Annotated in this window: 22 protein-coding genes; 5 read left to right on the top strand and 17 right to left on the bottom strand. The window is 65.4% G+C overall.

What is annotated here, in order from left to right; genetic code table 11:
• Positions 1 to 16: 16 nt before the first annotated feature.
• Entirely contained in the window at positions 17 to 1,375 is a 1,359-nt protein-coding gene (locus AB4Z16_RS02745; protein WP_441509776.1) for a chloride channel protein, read from the bottom strand.
• Positions 1,376 to 1,877: 502 nt separating this feature from the next.
• Between AB4Z16_RS02745 and AB4Z16_RS02740 the strand changes: the two genes are divergently transcribed.
• Positions 1,878 to 2,072, top strand: coding sequence for a hypothetical protein (locus tag AB4Z16_RS02740; protein WP_441509775.1), 195 nt, complete (start codon positions 1,878 to 1,880; stop codon positions 2,070 to 2,072).
• 150 nt (positions 2,073 to 2,222) lie between these two features.
• Here AB4Z16_RS02740 and AB4Z16_RS02735 read toward each other — a convergent pair whose 3' ends face one another.
• The 9 genes from AB4Z16_RS02735 to AB4Z16_RS02695 form a co-directional block, all read right to left on the bottom strand.
• Positions 2,223 to 3,200, bottom strand: a complete 978-nt coding sequence (locus AB4Z16_RS02735; RefSeq protein WP_441509774.1) for a type II secretion system F family protein — start codon at positions 3,198 to 3,200, stop codon at positions 2,223 to 2,225.
• Between the two features lie 9 nt (positions 3,201 to 3,209).
• Positions 3,210 to 4,187 (bottom strand): type II secretion system F family protein, encoded by a 978-nt coding sequence (locus AB4Z16_RS02730; protein WP_441509773.1) that lies wholly within the window; start codon positions 4,185 to 4,187, stop codon positions 3,210 to 3,212.
• Between the two features lie 27 nt (positions 4,188 to 4,214).
• Positions 4,215 to 5,657 carry a CpaF family protein gene (locus AB4Z16_RS02725; RefSeq protein WP_441509772.1) on the bottom strand — a complete coding sequence of 481 codons (1,443 nt, stop codon included), beginning with the start codon at positions 5,655 to 5,657 and terminating at the stop codon, positions 4,215 to 4,217.
• A 96-nt stretch (positions 5,658 to 5,753) separates the two neighbouring features.
• Positions 5,754 to 7,019, bottom strand: coding sequence for an AAA family ATPase (locus tag AB4Z16_RS02720; protein ID WP_441509771.1), 1,266 nt, complete (start codon positions 7,017 to 7,019; stop codon positions 5,754 to 5,756).
• Positions 7,019 to 7,783, bottom strand: coding sequence for a CpaD family pilus assembly protein (locus AB4Z16_RS02715; protein ID WP_441509770.1), 765 nt, complete (start codon positions 7,781 to 7,783; stop codon positions 7,019 to 7,021). Before AB4Z16_RS02715 ends, AB4Z16_RS02720 begins: the two co-directional genes overlap by 1 nt.
• Before the next feature lie 21 nt (positions 7,784 to 7,804).
• On the bottom strand, positions 7,805 to 9,247 hold the full coding sequence (locus tag AB4Z16_RS02710) for a type II and III secretion system protein family protein (RefSeq protein ID WP_441509769.1): 1,443 nt from the start codon (positions 9,245 to 9,247) through the stop codon (positions 7,805 to 7,807).
• Positions 9,244 to 10,023, bottom strand: a complete 780-nt coding sequence (gene cpaB / locus AB4Z16_RS02705; RefSeq protein WP_441509768.1) for a Flp pilus assembly protein CpaB — start codon at positions 10,021 to 10,023, stop codon at positions 9,244 to 9,246. The genes AB4Z16_RS02710 and cpaB overlap by 4 nt, the downstream gene beginning before the upstream one ends.
• A gap of 124 nt (positions 10,024 to 10,147) precedes the next feature.
• On the bottom strand, positions 10,148 to 10,660 hold the full coding sequence (locus AB4Z16_RS02700) for an A24 family peptidase (RefSeq protein WP_441509767.1): 513 nt from the start codon (positions 10,658 to 10,660) through the stop codon (positions 10,148 to 10,150).
• Between the two features lie 169 nt (positions 10,661 to 10,829).
• Complete coding sequence (locus tag AB4Z16_RS02695) at positions 10,830 to 11,003, bottom strand: Flp family type IVb pilin (protein WP_441509766.1); 174 nt, start codon at positions 11,001 to 11,003, stop codon at positions 10,830 to 10,832.
• 472 nt (positions 11,004 to 11,475) lie between these two features.
• Here AB4Z16_RS02695 and AB4Z16_RS02690 point away from each other — a divergent pair, with 472 nt between their 5' ends.
• The 3 genes from AB4Z16_RS02690 (at position 11,476) to AB4Z16_RS02680 (ending at position 13,406) form a co-directional block, all read left to right on the top strand.
• Positions 11,476 to 11,922 (top strand): pilus assembly protein N-terminal domain-containing protein, encoded by a 447-nt coding sequence (locus AB4Z16_RS02690; RefSeq protein ID WP_441509765.1) that lies wholly within the window; start codon positions 11,476 to 11,478, stop codon positions 11,920 to 11,922.
• A gap of 219 nt (positions 11,923 to 12,141) precedes the next feature.
• Complete coding sequence (locus tag AB4Z16_RS02685; protein WP_441509764.1) at positions 12,142 to 12,759, top strand: TadE/TadG family type IV pilus assembly protein; 618 nt, start codon at positions 12,142 to 12,144, stop codon at positions 12,757 to 12,759.
• Positions 12,756 to 13,406: a TadE/TadG family type IV pilus assembly protein gene (locus AB4Z16_RS02680; protein ID WP_441509763.1), complete on the top strand. Its 651-nt coding sequence runs from the start codon at positions 12,756 to 12,758 to the stop codon at positions 13,404 to 13,406. The genes AB4Z16_RS02685 and AB4Z16_RS02680 overlap by 4 nt, the downstream gene beginning before the upstream one ends.
• Before the next feature lie 60 nt (positions 13,407 to 13,466).
• Here AB4Z16_RS02680 and AB4Z16_RS02675 read toward each other — a convergent pair whose 3' ends face one another.
• Both AB4Z16_RS02675 and AB4Z16_RS02670 read right to left on the bottom strand, forming a co-directional pair.
• Positions 13,467 to 13,994, bottom strand: a complete 528-nt coding sequence (locus AB4Z16_RS02675) for a retropepsin-like aspartic protease family protein (protein ID WP_441509762.1) — start codon at positions 13,992 to 13,994, stop codon at positions 13,467 to 13,469.
• 182 nt (positions 13,995 to 14,176) lie between these two features.
• Positions 14,177 to 15,073, bottom strand: a complete 897-nt coding sequence (locus AB4Z16_RS02670; protein ID WP_441509761.1) for a 2-dehydro-3-deoxygalactonokinase — start codon at positions 15,071 to 15,073, stop codon at positions 14,177 to 14,179.
• Positions 15,074 to 15,202: 129 nt separating this feature from the next.
• Between AB4Z16_RS02670 and AB4Z16_RS02665 the strand changes: the two genes are divergently transcribed.
• Positions 15,203 to 16,084 (top strand): aldose epimerase family protein, encoded by an 882-nt coding sequence (locus AB4Z16_RS02665; RefSeq protein ID WP_441509760.1) that lies wholly within the window; start codon positions 15,203 to 15,205, stop codon positions 16,082 to 16,084.
• A gap of 14 nt (positions 16,085 to 16,098) precedes the next feature.
• Here AB4Z16_RS02665 and AB4Z16_RS02660 read toward each other — a convergent pair whose 3' ends face one another.
• The 5 genes from AB4Z16_RS02660 to trpA all read right to left on the bottom strand — a co-directional run bounded on the left by AB4Z16_RS02660 (position 16,099) and on the right by trpA (position 21,208).
• Positions 16,099 to 16,767, bottom strand: a complete 669-nt coding sequence (locus AB4Z16_RS02660) for a L,D-transpeptidase (protein ID WP_441509759.1) — start codon at positions 16,765 to 16,767, stop codon at positions 16,099 to 16,101.
• 132 nt (positions 16,768 to 16,899) lie between these two features.
• A complete protein-coding gene (locus tag AB4Z16_RS02655; RefSeq protein ID WP_441509758.1) occupies positions 16,900 to 17,742 on the bottom strand; it encodes an aldo/keto reductase in 843 nt (280 codons plus the stop codon).
• Positions 17,743 to 17,887: 145 nt separating this feature from the next.
• Positions 17,888 to 19,210 (bottom strand): bifunctional folylpolyglutamate synthase/dihydrofolate synthase, encoded by a 1,323-nt coding sequence (locus tag AB4Z16_RS02650; protein WP_441509757.1) that lies wholly within the window; start codon positions 19,208 to 19,210, stop codon positions 17,888 to 17,890.
• A 128-nt stretch (positions 19,211 to 19,338) separates the two neighbouring features.
• Complete coding sequence (accD, locus tag AB4Z16_RS02645) at positions 19,339 to 20,244, bottom strand: acetyl-CoA carboxylase, carboxyltransferase subunit beta (protein WP_441509756.1); 906 nt, start codon at positions 20,242 to 20,244, stop codon at positions 19,339 to 19,341.
• 118 nt (positions 20,245 to 20,362) lie between these two features.
• Positions 20,363 to 21,208: a tryptophan synthase subunit alpha gene (gene trpA / locus AB4Z16_RS02640; protein ID WP_441509755.1), complete on the bottom strand. Its 846-nt coding sequence runs from the start codon at positions 21,206 to 21,208 to the stop codon at positions 20,363 to 20,365.
• Between the last annotated feature and the right edge of the window lie 37 nt (positions 21,209 to 21,245).

The raw sequence follows: 21,245 nt of genomic DNA, 5'->3' as shown, positions 1-21,245 counted from the left end.
CGCAGAGAATTGCCGGCTAACCCGTCGCCGGTGGCACGGCCGCGATCGTCTGTGCGCGCTTGTTGCGAAGCACGTCCGCGATGAAAAGGCGGGAAAGCGCGTGATACAGCGATTCACGCGAAATCAGGCGCGCGGTCCCATAGCCCAGCATCGAAGCGGCCATCAGTGCCAACACATTGTCGTGGTTCCCCGTCATCTCCAGAATGATGACGAAGGCGGTCATCGGAGCCTGCACGACGCCCGAGAAATATCCCGCCATGCCGAGCACTGCGGCAAGGCCGACCGGAGAGCCGAGGACAGTGCCCAAAGTGCTGCCGAGGCCGGCGCCGACGGATAGCGACGGCGCGAACAGCCCGCCTGGAATGCCTGAGACGGACGAGGCCAGGCTCGCGAGGAACTTCGCTAGAAAAAACGAAAACGGCAGCGGTGTTCCCTCGATCGCGCTTCTTGCCTGTGCATAGCCGGTGCCGAAGGTCATCCCGTCGGAGGCGATGCCGATGACGGCCACCAGCAATCCGGTCAAGGCCGCAACAATGAGCGTGCGGACCAGAGGCGTGAAACCTCGCCAGCGCCGAATGCGTCGCGTCAGCGCGATCAAGCCCATACTGAAGCAGGCTCCGAAGCCGCCCCCGACGACACCGCAGGCGACGACCAGCAACCAGTCCCGCCGGAGATCCGCGGTTGCATCCGTGATGCCGAAATAGGTGTAATTGCCGACGATGGCGAGGGAGGCGAGGCCGGCGATGATGACCGCTGAGAGGACAATGCCGTTCGTTCGGGCCTGGTATGTCTTGCTCATCTCCTCGATGGCGAAGACGATTCCCGCGAGCGGCGTGTTGAAGGCGGCGGCGATGCCGGCGGCGGAGCCTGCGAGGATCAGGCCCCGCGCCTGGCTCATCCCACCCCACCGGGCCACTTGCAGCATGATCGACGCTCCGACCTGCACGGTCGGCCCCTCGCGGCCGATGGACGCGCCGCAGAGCAAGCCCATGACCGTCAAGACGATCTTGCCCGCGGCTATCCGCAAGGACAGAAAGCCGGAGCGGTCGCTATGCTCGCGCAGGTGACGCGCGGCGATGGCCTGGGGGATGCCGCTCCCCTGCGAACCCGGCACGAAGCGAGCCGCCACGAAGGCGCAGGACAAGAACCCAAGCGGCGTGACCAACAGAGGCAGGAAGCGCAGGCTGCCCTCCCGGCCGGAGACCAGTTCGAACAGGAGCTGCGCCTTGTCGGCCAGCATGGCAAACGCTGCGCTGACGACACCGATGGCCAGTGCGCCGAGCCAGAAGACCAGCCGTTGGCGCCAGTAGCGCGGCGTCACCGCCAAGGCGCGGGAGCGCCGGAGAATTCGTATTCTGCCAGGGGAATACGGCAAGCGATCCGCCCTCTCGATAGACGTCTCTGGGCTTACTAGGTCCCCCGGTCAGGATGTCCAGCAAAATGCCCATGCCGGCGTGCCGGCCGGGTATCGCATGAAGGACCCGTGATCAAATAAGCGGTTCGGTATAACCATCTGAAATAATTAGCGTTCGACTCGCGCGATTGTTAGCAGCTAGGCGCGGGGCCTCGAAACGTCCAATAGACCGGCTTCGCTGAGAATGGCGAAGGACAAGGTTCCGGGCGGCTCTTCGGCAGCATCTGGGCTGCGACGGCGCGGGCACGGTTAGAATCCGCCGTCCCGGCTCTCGGCTTTCAGGCTACATCTGCGGACGGTCCGTCAGTGCAGCCCGCGCCGCCTGCAGGTCTCAGCCGCGTTTGTTTCGATCGTGCATGGCGTGTCGCAGGTCGGAACTTCGCTGCCGGGCAAGGGTTGTTAGTTTACGGCTTCCACAAAGCTCGACAGATCATCCACGCCGTATCCTCGCTGGAGGATGACGATGCTTATCGTGACAGAAAATCGCCCATTCATTGCCCCTAATCCGATCGAAACGCCCGAACAATTTCGAGACGCACTGGAGCGGCTGCGGTGTCTTGAATTCGAGGCCGGCGATGCTCCCAGAGGACGAGAGCGGGCCGAACTGGAACTCAGCATCTGCCGCTATCTCGCCAACTGCGGGCAGCGCATTCGTTGATTTTCTCAAGCTGCACATGACGGCGGATTGCGCCGTGTTAGCGCGAGACATCGGACCCCAGAACGCATCGCCGTGACAGTCGGTCGGTGCCTTAGCTGCCCAGACAATCTGTCCTTGGACGAGATCCGACACCTACCCGCCCGGGCCCGGTCACTTCCAGCCGAAAACCTGTACCAGCGCCGGAAACATGATGATGACGAAGAGCACCGGCAGGAAGAACAGGATCATCGGCACGGTCAGTTTCGGCGGCAGGGACGCGGCTTTCTTCTCGGCGGCGTTCATGCGCTGATCGCGGCTCTCCTGCGCCAGGGTGCGCAGCGCCGTGCCGAGCGGAGTTCCGTAGCGTTCCGCCTGGATCAGGGCCGTCGAGACCGACTTGACGCCTTCGAGCCCGGTCCGCATCGCAAGGTTCTCATAGGCGATCCTGCGGTCGGTCAGATAGGAAAGCTCCGCCGTGCAGAGAGCGAACTCCTCGGCCAACGGCACGGACTGGCCGCCGATCTCGTTCGCGACCTTGCGGAAGGCCTGCTCGATCGACATGCCTGATTCCACGCAGATCAGCAGCAGGTCGAGCGCGTCCGGAAAAGCCAGGCGCATCGAGAGCTGCCGCTTGCTGATCTGGTTGGACAGGAAGACCTCCGGCGCCTTGATGCCGAGATAGGCGCCGCCGATCGCGATCGCGATTTTCATCGGCAGCGATTGACCGAAACCGTTGATGAGGAAGAGATAGAACAGCGCGAACAGGAAAAAGCCGACGGGGACGGCCAGCCGGAAGAACAGGAAGGTGATTTCCGACTGCGGCCCACGATAGCCTGCCATGGTGAGCTGCCTCCTGGCGCTCTCGGTTCCGAGCCAGTCGCCGAGCTTGAACTGCTCGACGATGCGCCTCATATAGGCCTTCGGCTCCTGGCGCAGGCTCACTCTCTCGTTCTGGCGATTGAGCCGCTCGCGCTCGCGGGCTCGGATCTTTTCGCGCTCCGTCGCGACGTTCTTCATGCGCTTCTGGAGGGTGTTGCCCTCCGTCAGTGGGATCGCGACGGTCAGCACCGTGGCGGCCGCGGCGACGGCGGCCAGCAGCGCGAGCATGAATTGCGGATCGGTGAGCCTGTCGACGATCTGGGAAATCACGCTTCCACCTCAGATCTCGAAATTGATCATCTTGCGCATGATCAAGACGCCTATCAGCATCCATATCCCGCAGCCGACGAGCGCGAGCTTGCCCATCTGGGTAAGCCATAGGAGCTCGATATATCGCGGGGTGGTGATATAGACGAGCAGAGCCACGGTCGGCGGCAGGGCGCCGATGATCCCGGCGGACGCCTTGGCCTCCATCGAGACCGCCTGGATCTTGTCGCGCATCTTGCGCCGCTCGCGCAGGACGCGCGAGAGATTAGCCAGGGTCTCGGACAGGTTGCCGCCGGTTCTCTGCTGGATGGCGATTACGATGCCGAAGAAATTGGCTTCCGCGCAGGGCATCCGCTCGTAGAGCTTTCCCGCAGCCTCGGCGAGCGGCAATCCGAGCGTCTGGGCCTCGATGATCTGCCGGAACTCCCCCCTGACGGGCTCAGTGGCTTCCGATGCAATGATGCGCAGACAATCATTGACGGGAAGACCGGCTTTGATGCCACGGACAATAACGTCGAGCGCGTTGGGGAACTCGATGGCGAACCGCTTCAGACGTTTCGTTTTGCAGTGCTTCAGGAACCAGGCCGGCAGGCCCAGCCCCCCGATGAAAAGACCGACGGCCGCCATGATCATATTGCCGCTCAAGATCAGCAGGACGAGGCCTGTGACGATGGCGGTCACCGCGCAGGTCATGTAGTATTTCCGGCGGGTCCAGCCCAGACCCGCTTGGCCGATACGTTGTTCAAGCGTCAGTTTGTTGCGCGCATTTTCGCGGTTTTCGATCTCTTTGAGGCTTTGCGCGACCTGCCCGCGTTTCGCCCTGGCCTGCGCTTCCCGGTCGATGCTGCGCATCGTGCTCGGGCCGGCGAATTCCTTCCGCCGCTTCTCGGCTCGCTTCTCGCCGCTCAGCGTGGGGTACAGCAGCGCATAGACGACTCCGCCGACGGCGAACATGGCGAGGACGGCAATGGCGAGCGTGCTCGAATTCATGGGCTGACTCCCGACAAGGGTCTCCGCTCAGGCTGCAAAGCCTTCATTGACCTGCTCGAGCTGGTCGATGGCGGTGGCAAGCCGCTGCTCCTCGCCGAAATAACGAGCCCGTTCCCAGAAGCGTGGACGGCCGATGCCGGTCGAACGGTGGCGGCCGATGAGCTTGCCCGCGGCGTCCTCGCCGAGCACGTCGTAGAGCATCAGGTCCTGCGTCGTGATGACCTCGCCTTCCATCCCCATCACCTCCGTGATGTGGGTGATGCGGCGCGAGCCGTCGCGCAGGCGCTGCGCCTGGATGATGACATCGACCGAGGAGCAGATCATCTCGCGCAGGGTCTTCGACGGCAGCGAGAAGCCTCCCATGGTGATCATCGACTCGATACGACTGAGACATTCGCGCGGCGAGTTGGCGTGGAGTGTGCCCATCGAGCCGTCATGGCCGGTGTTCATCGCCTGGAGAAGGTCGAAGGCCTCCGGTCCGCGCACCTCGCCGACGATGATCCGCTCGGGACGCATGCGCAGGCAGTTCTTGACGAGATCGCGCATCGTTACCGCGCCGGTGCCCTCGAGATTGGGCGGGCGCGTCTCGAGGCGCACCACATGCGGCTGCTGGAGCTGGAGCTCGGCGGCGTCCTCGCAGGTGATGACGCGTTCGTCATGGTCGATGAAGTTGGTCAGGCAGTTCAGCAGCGTCGTTTTGCCGGAACCGGTGCCGCCGGAGATGACGATGTTGCAGCGGACGCGGCCGATGATCTTCAGGATCTCGGCGGCCGGCGGCGAGACCGCGCCGAACTTGACGAGCTGGTCGAGCGTCAGCTTGTCCTTCCTGAATTTGCGGATCGTGAGCGCGGGTCCGTCGATCGCGAGCGGCGGCGCGATGACGTTGACGCGCGAGCCGTCGGCCAGGCGCGCGTCGCAGATCGGCGAGCTTTCGTCGACCCGCCGGCCGACCTGGCTGACGATGCGCTGGCAGATGTTCATCAGCTGCGCATTGTCGCGGAAGCGGATGTTGGTGAGCTGGATCTTGCCGCCCGTCTCGATGAAGGTGCGGTTCGAGCCGTTGACCATGATGTCGGCGATGTCGTCGCGCGCCAGCAGCGGCTCGAGCGGGCCGTAGCCGAGGACGTCGTTGCAGATGTCGTCGAGCAGTTCTTCCTGCTCGGCGATGGAAAGCACGACATTCTTCAGCGAGATGATCTCGTTGATGATGTCGCGGATTTCCTCGCGCGCCGATTCGGAGTCGAGCTTCGCGAGCTGCGACAGATCGATCGCCTCGATCAGCGCCCCGAAGATCATGCTCTTCATCTGATAATATTCTTCGGAGCGCGTCGCCGCCTCGACCGGCGCCAGCTTGCGCTCCTCGGCCGAGGGCTGGACCTGCTCCGGCATGCGCGCCGGCTGAAGGGCCGCGAGGCTCCTTGGGCTCAGGTTCGGCGCGACGGTCGCGCCCGCGGATCGCTTCCCGAACATCTCAACACACTCCCGCGCGTGCCGCGTGCGCACGCACATTCCTGCTTGCCCGGCCCGATCCTCCGACAGACTGTCCGTCCGGCCCGTTTCGCGTCATCAGGAAGCCTTGCGACGCTTCAGCTTTGCGACCAGGGGCTCGAACAGGCTGCGTCGGCCGCGCTTGGCCTCGCCGCGGCCGGTCAGCGCGCTCGCGACCTGGGTGAACGCCTCGCTCGCCTTGCTGCCGGCCTGGACCTCGGCGATCATCTGCCCGTTGTTGGCAGCCGTGCCGAAGAGCTGCGCGTCGAAGGGGATCGTGCAGAGGACGTCGATGCCAAGCGCCTTGGAGAACTCGCCGGCACTGATCTCCGGCCGTTTGGGCACGCCGACCTTGTTCAGTACGAGACGGGCGACCGCGTCGTTGGGCCGGGTCGCGCGCGACAGATCGACGATGTTCTTGGCATTGCGAAGGGAAGCGAGCTCCGGCTCGGCGACCACCACGATCTCGTCCGCGCCGATGAGCGTCCGCTTGACCCAGCTGCTCCACTGATGCGGCACGTCGAGGACGATGCAGGGCACGCTGGCGCGCAGCAACTCCAGCAACTGCTCCAGCGCGTCCTCGTCGAGATCGATGGTCCGGTCGAGAACTGCTGGCGCCGCAAGCAGGGCCAGATTGTCGCTGCAACGCGAAAGAAGCCTGTCCAGCATGTTCGAGTCGAGGCGCTCCGGGGCGAAGACCGCTTCGGCGATGCCCTGGGGCGGATCCTGGTTGAAGTTGAGGCCTGCGGTGCCCCAGGCGATGTCGAGATCGACGATTACGGTGGAGGCGTCGAGATTCCGCGCGATCGCCCAGGACATGTTGTGTGCGATGGTGGAGGCGCCGACACCGCCCTTCGCGCCCACCACTGCGATGACGCGGCCGAGATGGCGGGCTTCCGGAGCGACGTAGAGTTCTGACAGGGTGCGCAGCAGGTCGAGCGTCTCTAGCGGCGCGATCAGATATTCGCTGACCCCGCGGCGCAGCAGCTCCCGATAGAGCTGCACGTCGTTGACATGGCCGATCACCACCACCTTCGTGCCGGGGTCGCAGCTTTCCGACAGCGCGTCGAGATGCCCGACCAGGGTCGCTGCGTCGGACATGGTCTCGAGCACGATGACGTTCGGCGTAGGCGCCGTCCGGAAGGCTTCGACGGCCGCGGCCGCTCCGCCCATTTGGATGCGGGCATGGGTCTTGTCCATGCGCCGGTCGGCAACCGCCGCCTGCATCGTCGCGGCGACGGCAGGAGTCTCGCAGAAGGCCTGCAGCGTGATGCGCGGCAGCGGCGCGATGATCGCGTCGCCGGCCGCCTCGACCGACGGTGTTTCGCTTGTCGCGGGCTGCATCAGTTGCTGCCTCCGACTGTCGAATTGATCTGCGGCGTCTGCTGGCGATACTGGGTCGACGGGTCCTTTCCGTCGCGGATCTTCGCGATGGCGCCCATCCGCTTGACGATGTCGGGGCGGCCTTCGTCGCGCGCTCTCACGAGATCGATCGGATCGGCAACCTGCGCGGCCAGCGTGGCCTGGGAGGCGCAGCCGAAATTCCAGTATGGCTCGTTCGATGCCGAGAACTTCAAATCGGAAACGCCGAGATCGGTGGGCCACTGGCCGCACTGATGTGGCACGACGGCTTGCAGCGAAGCGAAGCTCAGCCGGATCGGCGAGGCAAGGCCGGGATCCTGGATCGGGTAGCTGCGGATGCTGAGGGCGCCCGCCGGCACGCCGTTGCGGGCGAGCGCCGCGCGGATTCCATTGAGGGTGTCGTGGGTGGCCCGCTCGCGCCGGGAACCGGTCGGCACCTCCGCGACGAGGCCGCCTTTGCCGGATTTGCGATAGGCCTCGGCGAAATCGGCGACATCTTCCGCCTGGCGGTTGTCGAGCGCGGCGCCGGCCCGGCCTACGAAGACGTCGAGCGAACGCGGCGCGTCGCGCAGGACGATCGGATGCCGCTCCCGGACATCGACGGGGGCTAGGGCGGCTGGATCTGCGTTCGGACCCTTGCCGGCGCAGCCGCCGACAAGGGCGCCGAGAGCCAGAGCGAGGGTCAGCAGGCGCGGTGCTATGGCCTTCTCCCGGAGGGGGACCGTCGTGGTCGGGACATCCATCATGATGCTATCCATCCGGTTCGGTCAGTCTGCGATGAAGCCGACGCGGCCTTTGTAGGCCTGTGGGATCGGGCCGCCGCCACTGCCGTAGAGCTTGTTGAGGCGGCCGAGCAGGTAGGCCTGGGCGTCGTGGGACTCGACGAAGCCATCATCGGGCCGTTGGACCTCGTTGGGCTGCATCGGCTTGGCGATATAGGGGGTGACCGCGATCATCAGCTCGGTCTCCTCGCGTTGATAGTCGCGCGAGCGGAACAGCACGCCGATGATCGGCAGGTTCATCAGCCCGGGCAGGCCGTTGATCGATGTCTTGGAAACACGTTGGATCAAACCGGCGGTGGCCAGCGTGCCGCCGGAAGGCAATTCGACCGTCGTATCGGATTTGCGCACGCGGAAGGCGGGGACGGTGACGGTGGGTTGGTTTCGGTCGCCCTGGAGCACGATCTGGTTCTCGAAGTCGAGTTCGGTGACCTCGGTCGCGATGCGAAGGCTGATCTTGTTGGCCGAAAGCACGATCGGCGTGAAGTTGAGAGCGACGCCGATCGGCTTGTACTGGATACCGAGCGAGCAGACGGCCTTTGCCGGGTCGCAGGTGTAGCCGGTGGGGATGGGAACTTCGCCTCCTGCCGTGAACTTGGCGCTCTCTCCCGAGATCGCGGTGACGTTCGGCTCGGCCAGAACGCGGGCGAGGCCTGCGCGCTCGAGGGCGCGCAGGCTGAAATTCTGCGAATTGCCGATGCCGGCCTTGATCGCCGTGGCGGACAGGGCCTGGGGGGACAGAGAGAAGGGGTTGTCGATCGTGGGCGTCACCGAGAAGTTACCGAGCTTCCACTCGCCGGTGGAATTGATGCCGAGCTGCTTGATTGCCTTGCGCGAGACTTCCGACACCGTCACCTTGACCATGACCTGATCGCGGTCGCGGATCGTCAGCGAGTTGATCACTGCGCCCTTGGCATTGCTCTTGTCGGACACGCCGACGAAGGCGTTGGCGATGTCGACGGCCTGCGTCGCCTCCGAGGCGTTGGGAACGGCCCCGACCAGGAGGATCGAATCGCCGGCCGGCTTGATCTCGATCTGCGAATTCGGCAGCGCAGCGCGCAGGGTCTGCCGCAGGACATTGAGGTCTCGCCCGACATTGATTTCGAGCGCGGTGATCTGGCGTCCCTCGCCGTCCATCACGAACATCGAAGTCGCGCCGTCGGCGATGCCGATGACGAAGAGTTTGCGCGCCGTCCGTACAACCGCATTGGCGACCTTCGGATTCGCGACGAACACCTCCTTGGCGTCACGTGGCAGTTCGACGATGAGCGAGCGCCCGATCGAGAGGTCGAGCTTGCGCGAGATCGCGTGCTCGCTCGTTCCGACATTGAGCACCGGAGCGGCGTCCCGGGCGGGCGACTGCGCACGGACGCCGCCGGCGATCAGGACGAGCGCGGCAGCCGTTGCGAGGCGAAACGAGCATCTGGTCATGGCTTCACGCTCTTCGAGATGACACCGTAGCGCACCAGGGTCACCGAATTGTCGGCAGAGGGCGGGGGAGCCGGCTGGTTGACGTCCTTCAGGCTGCGCAGCGCCAGCGAGAGTGTCCCGCTCTTCTGCGCCTGGATCAGGACTTCGACCTGGCCGGGATCGACCTCGAGCGTCGCGGTTTCGCCGACCACGACCTTCTCGCCGTTGCGCTCCTGCACGTTCTGGCCGATCGCCAGAACGCGGATATTGCGGAGGATGGTTTCGCTGACCTGTGCTTCGCCGCGGCCGGAGGTCGACTCCCCGCGCCAGGTGCAGATCACGTCAACACGATCATTGGGCAGGATGAAGCCACCGGCGGTATTGGCGCCGCGGCTGTCGGTGCTGATCGCCACGGCGCGCATGCCGGAGGGCAGCACGGCTGAGAGGAAGCCGGTTCCGTCGGTCCTGATCAGCTTCTCGCGCCGGATCGGCTCGGCGCCGAGAATGGCGTAGCGGGCGACCTGGCCGATGATCTCCTTCTCGGCTTCAGAAGCCTCGTCCTTGCGGATGACGCCGCCCGGCACGCCGGCGATCGGCCAGTTCAGCCAGCGCAGGTCGTTGGCCGTTACGGTGTTGCCGATCGGGATGTCGCTGGCCGCGACGAGCACGGGTACGGTCGGCGCCTGCTCCACCTTGGCGATCGGAGCCGGTGCCTGCGATGGCCGCTGCACGAGCACTGCGGCGGCTAAGCCTGCCGCCAGGGCGACCACGAGAATGATGATGCGTGCGGGACTCATCGACGAACGATCCTCAGCCAGGCGGAGCTGGCCCTCATCCCGGATCGTCGCCGCGAAACGTCAACTTATGGTTAATCGGACGTATATTTTTTGACGTGAGGTGACGTTAGGTCGCCGTGCACTCTCAGAGACCGATCGCAGCGCGCCAGATGGCGGTGTCAGGCAGGACGAGCAGGGCGGCGAATGCCAGGGCGATGCCGTAGGGAACGCCCTCCTTGGCCGCGTGCAGGCGCCGCGCCCAGCCCCAATCGGCGGCAGGCAAGGGGAGGGGATACGCGCGCAGGCGCAGGATCAACAGCGTCAGCAACCCTCCCAAGATGCCGGCGATCATCAAATAGGGGATGAGCTGGTCGAAGCCGAACCACAAGGCAGTGGCAGCCGCCAGCTTGGCGTCGCCGCCGCCGATCCAGCCGGCGGCAAATAGCCCGAAGGATACGGCCAGGACGATCAAGCCGGCCGCAACATGCCACGCGACGTCGCTGAGGCTGAGCCCCAGCAAGGCGGCGCAGAGGACGAAGGCGGCGATGAGGGAAAGGCAGAGGCGGTTCGAGATCGTCATGGAGATGAGGTCGCTCGCCGCGGCATAGGCCATGGCGAAGGGGAACACACCGAGCATGATGATCAGCGGGAGCGACATAGGCACTGGTTCCGGTCCACTATCCCTCGCATTGTCCCAGGCAGGTCTCACCAAAGCCTTACGGCAACGGCGGAAATCGTCGGAACGTGCCCTAAACGGCAGAACGCCCCGGCAGAGCCGGAGCGTTCCCTGATACGCTTGGCGGTTTGTAGACCGCTGTGGCGAAACCTCAGGACTTCTTATCCAGGCCGGTGGCGACTTCCTGGAAGCGCGCGATCAGGTTGGTGCCGACGGTCGTCCAGACGCTGATGCAGACGACGGCGATCAGGGCGGCGATCAGGCCGTACTCGATGGCGGTGGCGCCCGACTCGTCCTTAACGAAGCGCTTGAAAACGTTGGTCATGATGGAACTCCTTTGCACCACGGTTTGACGGCTGCCTTCGCTCTGAAGCGGCTTCGGTCAGCGACAGGAACCAATTTAGCTCGTTCGTCTTGCTGATCAGTTAAGGCGATCAAAGAATTGAACGTTCCATTGCGATGTTTTCGTCGTGGTTAACGTGTCATTTAACGAATATATAGAACAAATATTGTATGGTATCTAAGATTTAATCTATGAAAGTATCGGTAAATTATTTATTTAACTAACGTCATACGTTCGTTGCATTTGGATTGATGGAGCGAATGTGCTGCGTTCGCGGCGCGGAATCCGCTTCTTCGACTGCGATGACGGCAGTGAATTTCCTTGCCGCCAACGGTTTTAAGGTTCGGTTTATCATTTTGCGCTTGTCTGACGGTATCGCAGAGCTTGAGGCATTGCCATGTCGACCCATCACACGCCGGAAAGGTGCCGTCTGCCCGCGCCTTGGGCGGTCGCCATGATCCTGGCCCTTGCCGGCTCAGCCACCGATTCAGCGGTCGCCGCGCCTCAGGAAACGCAGGCTGAGAGCGTGATGGTCTTGGTCGATCACGCCAAGGTCGTGCGCCTGCCCGAGAAGGCTCAGACCGTCATCGTCGGCAACCCGGCCATCGCCGACGTTTCCGTTCAGCGCAACGGCGTCATGGTGGTTACCGGCAAGAGCTTCGGTGTGACCAATCTGATTGCGCTCGACGGGACCGGCGCGTTGCTTGCGGAATCGCTGGTCCGTGTAGGTGCGGCGTCGGATAACGTTCTGACAGTGCAGCGTGGTATGGAGCGCGAGAGCTATTCCTGCACCCCCACATGCCAGCCTTCGGCCCAGCTAGGTGACGGCCAGAAATATTTCGGCGAGGTTGAGGCGCAGGCGACGAGCCGCAATGCCCAGGCGACCGGTTCGTCCAAGTAGAGACCCGGCAAACAGCCTGCGGCGCGCGCGAGGCTCGGCGGCGGCAGCCGACGTCGTCCACTGCGGATTTGCATGCTTGAGCGCGCCGGCCGTTCGACGCGCAAGGTAAATAAGATCTTTGCCGTTCCGCCTGTGCCAGCGAATTGGCCCTAACCGATCGGAAATCGTTTTGCCGTACATATCGGCTGGTCGGAGTGACGGGCTCGGCGAGGTCAGCGAATGCTTCACCCTATTGCGCGAGCGGAGAAAGCGAACGGAACAGCCGGACGGAAGCCGCGAGGCGCGCGTTCGGTCATCAGGCGCTTCCGGCGCTCCGAGAATGGAGCGACAGCGGTCGAGTTCGGCTTCATTGCGTTGCCCTTCTTCATGTTGATCTGGGCGATCATCGAGACCGGGCTGATGTTCTGGACTACTCAGGTCCTCGAGGAATCGCTGTCGCAGGCGTCGCGCCTCCTGCTGACCGGTGAATCGCGTAGCCGCTACACATCCACAACCGCATCCGTCAATGCTGCCGCATTCCGCGACGATGTCTGCGCGCGCGCAGCGATGAAGCTGATCGACTGCAGCAAGCTAGCTATCGACGTCCGCACCTATGGCGACTTTTCAGCGGCCAGTTCCGGGACGTCCAGCAGCAACCCTCTGGCTGGTGGCAATCTCGATACCAGCAGCTTTTCTTACCGCCAGCCGGATACCAACCAGATCGTCGTTGTCAGGGCCGTGCTCGACTATAAGCTGTTTCTCACGAACTGGGCGTCGAGCAATCTTGCCAACATAGGCTCTGGCCGACGCGGGATCGTCGCGAGCGTGGCCTTTCGCGCGGAGCCGTTCGTCCCATGATGCGCTTCGGAGCAAAGACGAGCTCGGCTGAATCTTTAAGCCTATGGCGCCGCTTCTGTGGCAACCACGGTGGCGTGGCTGCAGTCGAGTTCGCGATGGCATTGCCCGTTATTCTGGTGGCCTATGTTGGGATGGTCAACATCGCACAGATGGTCATGGTCAATCGCAAGATGACGCAGCTGACATCGACCTTGAGCGATTTGACGGCACGTCTTCCGACAGTGTCGACGTCAGAGATCGGCAATATCTTCAATGCAGCGATGACGGTCCTGCTCCCCTACGATGGGCAGAAGGCCAAGATGGTCATAGCCAGCATCGTCATTGACGCCAACAGCATCGCCAGAGTCTGCTGGGCCAGTAGCTATCCGCTTGGCACATCGATGCCGGCGCGCGGAGACACGGTGACCGTTCCCGCCAGCGCCCGCGTTGCCAACACCTCCGTGATCATGGCCCAGGCCAGCTACGCATTCACGCTTCCTGTGAGCGACAAGGTTTTCGAGTTCTTTGGCGGCAAAGCGACAAACGGCGCTGTCACGCTCGGCGGCAACCCGATCTACACACGCCCGCGCAACGGCAGGCCTGCCGGAGACAACAGCATCGAGCAGATCGTGCGCAGCGACGTGACCGGCTGTCCCAAGTTCAACTGAAACGGACAGGTCGGTCGAAACGGATCGCAAACGCAGCGGGCCTGTCCGGGGCGACCTGTTTCAGCCCCTCAGCACCATCCGCCCCGTCTGCACCTCGTAGCCCTGCAGCTTGCTCAGAAATGAATTGCCGAGCAGGCTCATCGAAAGGGCGCCCGCGGGCAGCACGACGGCGTCGACATTGCGCACGACGATGTCGCCGAGGCGGACTTCACGCAGCACAGTACGATAGCCGGTGACCGTGCCATTGGCCGTGCTGAGCATCATCTTGCGTGCATTGGCATCTGACCTGATGCCGAGCGCCCGGGCGTCGTCTGCGCTCAGCGCGACGATGCTGGCGCCGGTGTCGACCATCATCTTGATCCGATAGTTGTCGACGCTCGGATGGACGATGTAGTGCCCGCGATAGTCGGCTGCGACGGCGAGCGTCACGGGCTGGCGCGGCCCCGGAGGGGCCGGCTCGGTGGAGGCGAGCGCCAGCGACGGCGCCTGGTTCCCGGGGCGAGGGGCGAGCCACTGCGTGTAGCCGAGAGAGCCGACGACGGCGAAGCCGGCCACGCCCAAGGCCCAAGCTATCGGGTGCGATGTCACGGTCTTCCCCAACCTTATCCAGGCGACACCGTTGCACGCCGTGCCTGAGGAAGGGTGAAGAGGTTAGGCGGGATTCTCCGCAATGGCCGGTGCCGGGGCGCGGATTATCCGTAGACTTAATCGGCGCTTACCGGGCCGAGCTTTCGGCAATTGGTATAGCTGCACCGGGACGTCGGCGACGCCTATCCGGCGATATCGCCCGCGAGCCGCCGGATGCCCGCGACAAAGGCGGCCTCGGGCGTGACCACGGTCACTGCGAGCCCCGCAGCAGCCAGCGCACCGCCATAGCTGTCGGCCAGAGCACCGTCAGCGACGAGGTGTACGTGGTTCTGCCGTCCGAACATGGCTTGGGCACCGGCGATCTCCTGTGCGACCAGAAGCGCGGACAGATACGGGCCGACCTCGCCGCCGCGCATCCGGCCGGCGAGAACCTCGGTGCGCGCAGCGAAGGCCGTATTGAGCAGGCCGCCCGGGCGTTGTGCGCCGGCCTGTCCGCGCGCGGCGCCGCTGGCGGCGTCGCCTTCGGCAGGATCCTCCGCCAGGCGGCCCAGGATCGAGCCGTTGCGCAGCAGCCCGTAGATCTCGCCCGTCATGAAGCTGGCGAAGCGCGTGATCCGTCCGCCCTTGATCTCGGCCCATTTCGAGTGAGTGCCGGGCAGGCAGGCGATGCCATCCTCGAGCCCAAGCCCGACGATCAGCGTCTCCTCGCCGCGCATCACGTCGAAGGCGCCATCGTCGCAGCTCAGGCCGGGGATAATGGTTGCCGTGGTCTCCCTGTCGAGCTCGACCCGGATCGCAGAGGCGGAGATCGCGGCCGGCGAGGCCGGGCAGGCGACATAGGGGGCTTCGATCCAGCCATTGCGGCTGCCCACCATGCCGGCGAGCACGATGGCGGCGTCCGGAGCGGCGCGCCGGAAATCGCCGGCAAGTGCCTCGAAGGCGGCCGGGTAGCCGCCGGCCGGCACGGACTGGATGCCTTGATCGGCGATGCGCCGCTGCACAACCTCGCCTGTCTCCGCGATCAGGAAAGCGCGCGCGCGAGTCGTGCCCCAGTCGAGCGCGATCAGAGGTTTGGGCATGGCAGGCTCCGGTTAGGCCGCGCGACTGTCACTGCGGTGCCGGGCCGGGTCAAGGCGGGCCGGCTTGTGCCCGCCCTGCAATCGCGGCAACGCTGCGCCCTCGGATAACGGACGAATCGGACAAATTCGATGCTGGAGCTGCAAGCTGGCGGTCTGGAGGCCGTGGTCATTCCCGAGATCGGCGGCATCGTCTCGCGCCTGATCTGGACCGGGCCCGACGGACGCCGGCACGACATTCTGCGCCCGCCGGCGAGCGAGCCCTCGATCGCCTCCCCCAATTTCTTCGGCAGCTGGGCCATGCTCCCCTTTGCCAACCGGGCCTTCGGCAGCGTCATCGATGACGGCGAGCGCCGCTTCGAGGTTCCGGCCAATGATCCGGCCGGCACCATCCATGGCTTCGGCTGGCAGTCGGTCTGGGAGGTGCTGCGGTATGACCGCGGTCATACCCTCCTCGAGCATCGACGCGCGGAGGGGCCTGACCCCTATCGTTACCGCGCCCGCCAGGAGATTGTCCTGGACGAAGCCGGGATGACCATCCGCCTCTCGATCGAGAACGCGGCTGAAACGGCACTACCCTTCGGGATCGGTCACCATCCCTGGTTCCCCTGCGCGGCCGATACGCGCCTGGCGATGCGGGCCTCCGGCGCGCTGATCTTCGGCGAAGCCTTTCGCGCCACGGGGCAGGAGGCTTTTATGCAGGGCGGTCCCTTTGTCGATCCGCACCCGTTCCGTTCCGGGTCCGTAACGGCTTGGAGCTTCCTCGGCTGGGACGGCCTTGCCCGGATCGAGACGCCCTCTACCGGGCTCGCCGTGACGCTGACGGCGAGCGAAAGCCTGAACTGCCCTGTCGTCTGGGCGCCGGCCGGAGCGGATTTCCTCTGTGTCGAGCCGCAGAGCCATGGCATCGGCGCGCCGAGCGAGCCGGCGGCACGGGCGGCTGCGCCGTTAAAGCGCCTTGCGCCCGGCGAGGCCTTGGAGGGTTGGCTCAGGATCGTGCCGGAAGCGCTCTAGCTTTCGGCGCCGGCTCAGCGCCAGCCATAGCCGCTGGGATAGTAGGGCTGATAGCCATAGGCATTGGCGGGCAGGGCGGGCCGCAGCAGGATCTGGCCGCGCGCCGCCTCCCAGCCATTGCCCTGGCGCTGCTGCGCGATCGTGCTGTCCTGGCCGCGATGCTTCGCCTTGGCAAACGTCTGCTTGGAGGGCGCGGCCTTGGCGAACTTGGCCTTCGAGGTTGCGGACGCCTTGGCGAAGCGCGAGAGGTTGTCGGTCGCAGCGCCGTTCAGAGCGATCCGGGTCTGGCCGGCACCGTACTTCTTGACCAGCGCGAACAGCTTGGCGGCATTGGCGGGATGCAGCCGGATGCAGCCATGCGAAGCCGGGCGGCCAAGCGCGCCGACCGCTGTCGTGCCGTGGATGGCGTAGCCGCCGCGGAAGAACACCGCGTAGGGCATCGCTCCGCCATATTTGCGCGAATACCAGCTCCTCTCGAGGCGGGTCGGCCGATACACGCCGTTGGGCGAGCGGAAACCGCTGCGACCGGAGGAGATCTTCCAGTCATAGACCTCGCCTGCGCCGGTGGTGACCTTCATGCGCTGGCCGGCGATGTCGACCCTGACGTCGACACCGGCCTGCGCCTGTGCGGCGCCGAGCATGGACAGGAACAAGACGGCCAAGATGCCGAGAACGCGACGCATCGCCCGAACTCCGAAGACGCTACTGCTGAGCGGGCGTTCGTGAGGCTCTGGCGGCCATCGCCCTTGACCCTAGGAAAGCGCGGGCGACGGAGCCTGTAAAGTGGGAAGGCGGAACGTGGTTTCCGGCACCGATCAAATCATCGGCAGGGAATGCGGTTTGCGGCCGCGCGGGAAGGCGGCGTCGATGCGGGCGATGTCGGCCTCCGCGAGGGCAAGATGCAGCGCTCCGGCATTGTCTTCGACATGGCTGACCCTGCCCGCCTTCGGGATAGCGAAGATGCTCGATCGCCGCGTGAGGAAGGCGAGCGCGACCTGCCGCGGCGTCGCGCCATGAGCCGTGGCGATCTCGGCGAGGACCTTGCCCTGTGCGCTGCCGGAGGCCGGGAAATCGTCATGGCCGAAGGGGCTGTAGGCGGTGACGGCGACGCCGTGCCGCTCGCACCATGGGATCACGGCGTGCTCGATGGCGCGCTCGCGGAGATGGTAGAGCACCTGGTTGCAGGCGATCCTGCCCTTGCCGGCAGCTGCCACTGCTTCGTCGAGATCGTCCTCGTCGAAATTGCTGACGCCCCAGGACAGGATCTTGCCTTCCTGCTTCAGCGCCTCGAAGGCGGCGAAGGTATCGGCCAATGGATGCGGACCGCGCCAGTGCAGCAGGTAGCAGTCGAGCCTGTCGGTCCTGAGATGTTTGAGCGAGCGCTCGCAGGCGGCGCGCACGCCCTGCCGCGAGGCGTTGTGGGGCAGGACCTTCGAGACCAGGAAGACCTCGTCGCGCCGGCCTTCAATGGCTTCGCCGATCAACGCTTCGGAGCGGCCGTCGCCATACATCTCAGCGGTGTCGATGTGATCGAGCCCGAGATCGAGCCCGCGCCGGAAGGCGGTGATCGCCTCGCGCCGGTCGCCCTGCTCGCTGTACCAGCTGCCCTGGCCGATGACGGAAACGGTCGGCCCCGCGGCTCCGAAGCTGCGCTTCATGACGCTCTCCCCTGATGCTGGAGCGGAATTTGAGGCCTGAGTAGACCTCGACCTTGAATTGCGCATGGCGGATCGAGCCGTGACTATAGTGCGCGCGCCGAAGCTGTCTGGCCCGCGACAGCCGGGCTTGCCGTCGCCGCGCTGCTCAGGTCGGCGGCGTGCCGTTGGCCGAGAGAACTTCGCCGGCGAGATAGAGCGAGCCGCAGATCAGGATCCGGGGCGGTGCCGGCCAGTCGCGCGCCGCGATCGTCCTGAGCGCCTGCTCGACGGAGCCGGAGACCTCGGCCGCGAGGCCGGCGCCACGGGCGGCATCGGCAACTTCCTCGGCTGGGCGTGCGGCCAGCGAGTTCTGGATCGGCACGGCATAAAGCGCCTGAGCCAGCCCCTTGAAATGGCCGAGCGTGGCGGCTGCGTCCTTGGTCGAGAGCAGGCCGGCGATCATCACCAGCGGCGCCGGGTTGCGGTCGACGAGATCGGCCATGGCCTGGGCCAGCACGCGCCCGCCGTCGGGGTTGTGGCCGCCGTCGAGCCAGAGTTCGGCGCGTTCCGGCACGATCTCGGCGAGGCGCCCGCGCGCCAGCCGCTGCAGCCGCGCCGGCCAGTCGGCATTGCGCATGCCTTCCTCGAAAACATGGGCAGGCAGGGCGCCATAGCCAGCCGCGCGCAGCGCCGCGATCGCGGTTCCGGCATTGATGTGCTGATGCCGCCCGGCCAATCGCGGCAGCGGCAGGTCGAGCAATCCGTCCTGATCCTCATAGACCAGCCGCCCGCCGGCTTCATGGACATTGAAGTCCTGCGCGCCGATCATGATCTTGGAAGCGCCGGCCCGTTCGGCTGCGGCTTCGAGAACCGCGGTCGGCTCCGGTTCCTGCGGCGCGATCACCGCCGGCGCGCCGCGCTTGAAGATGCCGGCCTTCTCGCCGGCGATCTTGGTGACGGTGTCGCCGAGATATTCGGAATGGTCGAGCGAGACCGGCGTCACCACCGTGCAGGCCGGGAGCGCGATGATATTGGTCGCGTCGAAGCGCCCACCGAGCCCGACCTCCAGCAGCAGCACATCGGCGGGGTTCTCGGCGAACAGCAGAAGGCCCGCCGCCGTCGTCATCTCGAAGAAGGTGATGGGGTCGCCGGCATTGATGGCCTCGCAGCGCTGCAGCGCCTCGACGAGCGTGTCCTCGTCGACGAAGCGCCCGCCACCCGGCGCGCCGAGCCGGATGCGCTCATGGAAGCGCACCAGATGCGGGGAGATGTAGACATGGACGGAGAGGCCCGCAGCCTCGAGGATCGCCCGCATGAAGGCGATGGTCGAGCCCTTGCCGTTGGTGCCGGCGACATGGATCACCGGCGGCAGGCGCTTGTGCGGATCGCCCAGCCGCTCCAGCAAGGTGAGGATGCGGCCGAGCGAGAGGTCGATCAGCTTGGGGTGCAGCGCCATGAAGCGCGCCAGCAGCGTGTCGGAAGACCCCATGATGAGACCGCTCCCGGCCTAGAGCATTTTCAAGCGAAGTGCGTACCGGTTCGCTTGAAGAGAATGCAGAAAACAAAAGGCTAAAACAGATCCGCAGTTCGGAGAAACGCGGATCTGTTCTGGAACCGTCAGACCGCTTCGGCCACCGGGCGTGCGGGCGCGGCCAGGGCCGGCTCGCTCTTTACGGCCGGCTGCTTGGTCAGCAGGCGGCCGAGACGGGCGAGTGTCTCCGGGATGTCGCGGCGATGCACGACCATGTCGACCATGCCGTGATCCTTGAGATATTCCGCGCGCTGGAAGCCTTCCGGCAGCTTCTCGCGGATGGTCTGCTCGATCACGCGCGGCCCGGCAAAGCCGATCAGCGCGCCGGGCTCGGCGATGTGGATGTCGCCCAGCATGGCGTAGGAGGCGGTGACGCCGCCGGTGGTCGGGTTGGTCAGCACCACGAAATAGGGCAGGCCGGCCGCGCGCAGGCGGCGCACCGCGACGGTCGTCCGCGGCAGCTGCATCAGCGAAAGGATGCCTTCCTGCATGCGCGCGCCGCCGGATGCCGCGAAGACGACATAGGGGGTTTTCTTTTCCAGCGCGGTCTCGGCCCCTTTCACGAAGGCCTCGCCGGCGGCCATGCCGAGCGAGCCGCCCATGAAGTGGAAGTCCTGCACGGCGACCGTCATCGGCAGGCCCTTGACCCGGCCATAGCCGATCTTGAAGGCGTCCTGCGCGCCGGTCTTGGCGCGCGCGTCTTTCAGCCGGTCGACATAGCGCTTCTCGTCGCGGAACTTCAGCGGATCGACGGCAACCTCGGGCAGCGCCACGTCGAGCCATTTGCCGTCGTCGAAGGTCAGCCGCAGCCGTTCCGGCGCGGTGACGCGCATATGGTGCTCGGAGCCGGGGATGACGTAGCCGTTGGCCTCGACATCCTTGTGGAACACCATCTGCCCGGAATCGGGGCATTTGACCCAGAGGTTCTCCGGGGTCTCGCGCTTGAACAGCGTCTTGATACGCGGCCGGACGACTTCGGAAATCCAGTTCATCGGATGAATCCCTGATGGGCTTTCGGCGGAGGCTTTCTGGGCCTTGGCGCCGTCACGCCGAAAAATGGGGTCGCGCCTGCCGGCGGGCAAGCGACGCGACTGTTGAACGAAACCGGCCTCAGGCCGCCTTGGCCGCTGAGCGGACGCCCTGGGCGAGTTCGCTGACCAGCGAGGTGACAGCCGAAACCGTCTTTTCCGTGGCCTTGCCCTCGCTGTCGAGCGACAGCCGGACGCGCTCCACAAGCGCCGAGCCGACGACGACGCCGTCCGCGCTCTTGGCGATGGTGGCGGCGTCCGCTGCGGTCTTCACGCCGAAGCCGACCGCGACGGGCAGGTCGGTGTGGCGCTTGATGCGGGCAACGGCATCGCCGACCGCCCCATAATCGGCAATCGCGCCGCCGGTCACGCCGGTCATCGAGACGTAGTAGACGAAGCCCGAGGTGTTCTGCAGCACCTTGGGCAGGCGCTTGTCGTCGGTCGTCGGCGTCGCCAGGCGGATGAAGGAGACGCCCGCCTTGAGCGCCGGCAGGCAGAGCTCCTCGTCCTCCTCCGGCGGCAGGTCGACGACGATAAGGCCGTCGACGCCGACGCGGCGCGCCTCGACCAGGAAGGCTTCGACGCCATAGACGTAGATCGGATTGTAGTAGCCCATCAGCACGATCGGCGTGTCGTGCCCGGCCTTGCGGAAGCTCTCGACCATGGCGAGCGTCTTCCTGAGGGTCTGACCGGCCTTGAGCGCGCGCTGCCCGGCGAGCTGGACCGGCACGCCGTCCGCCATCGGATCGGTGAAGGGCACGCCGAGCTCGATCACGTCGGCGCCGGCTCCGGGAAGCGCTGCGAGAATGGCGCTCGCCGTCGCGAAATCGGGGTCGCCGGCCGTGACGAAGGTCACGAGCGCTGCTCGCCCCTCGCGGGCGCAGGCCTGGAAGCGGTTCTGGATGCGGGTCTGGCCGGTCTCTGTCATGCGCCTGCGGTTAGCATGGGAAGGGCTGGCTGGCGAG

The organism is Allobosea sp. TAF32 (genome assembly GCF_052113585.1).
Classification (GTDB): domain Bacteria; phylum Pseudomonadota; class Alphaproteobacteria; order Rhizobiales; family Beijerinckiaceae; genus Allobosea.
The sequence above is the reverse complement of the archived record's forward strand: the minus strand, read 5'-3'. Positions and strand labels throughout refer to the sequence as shown.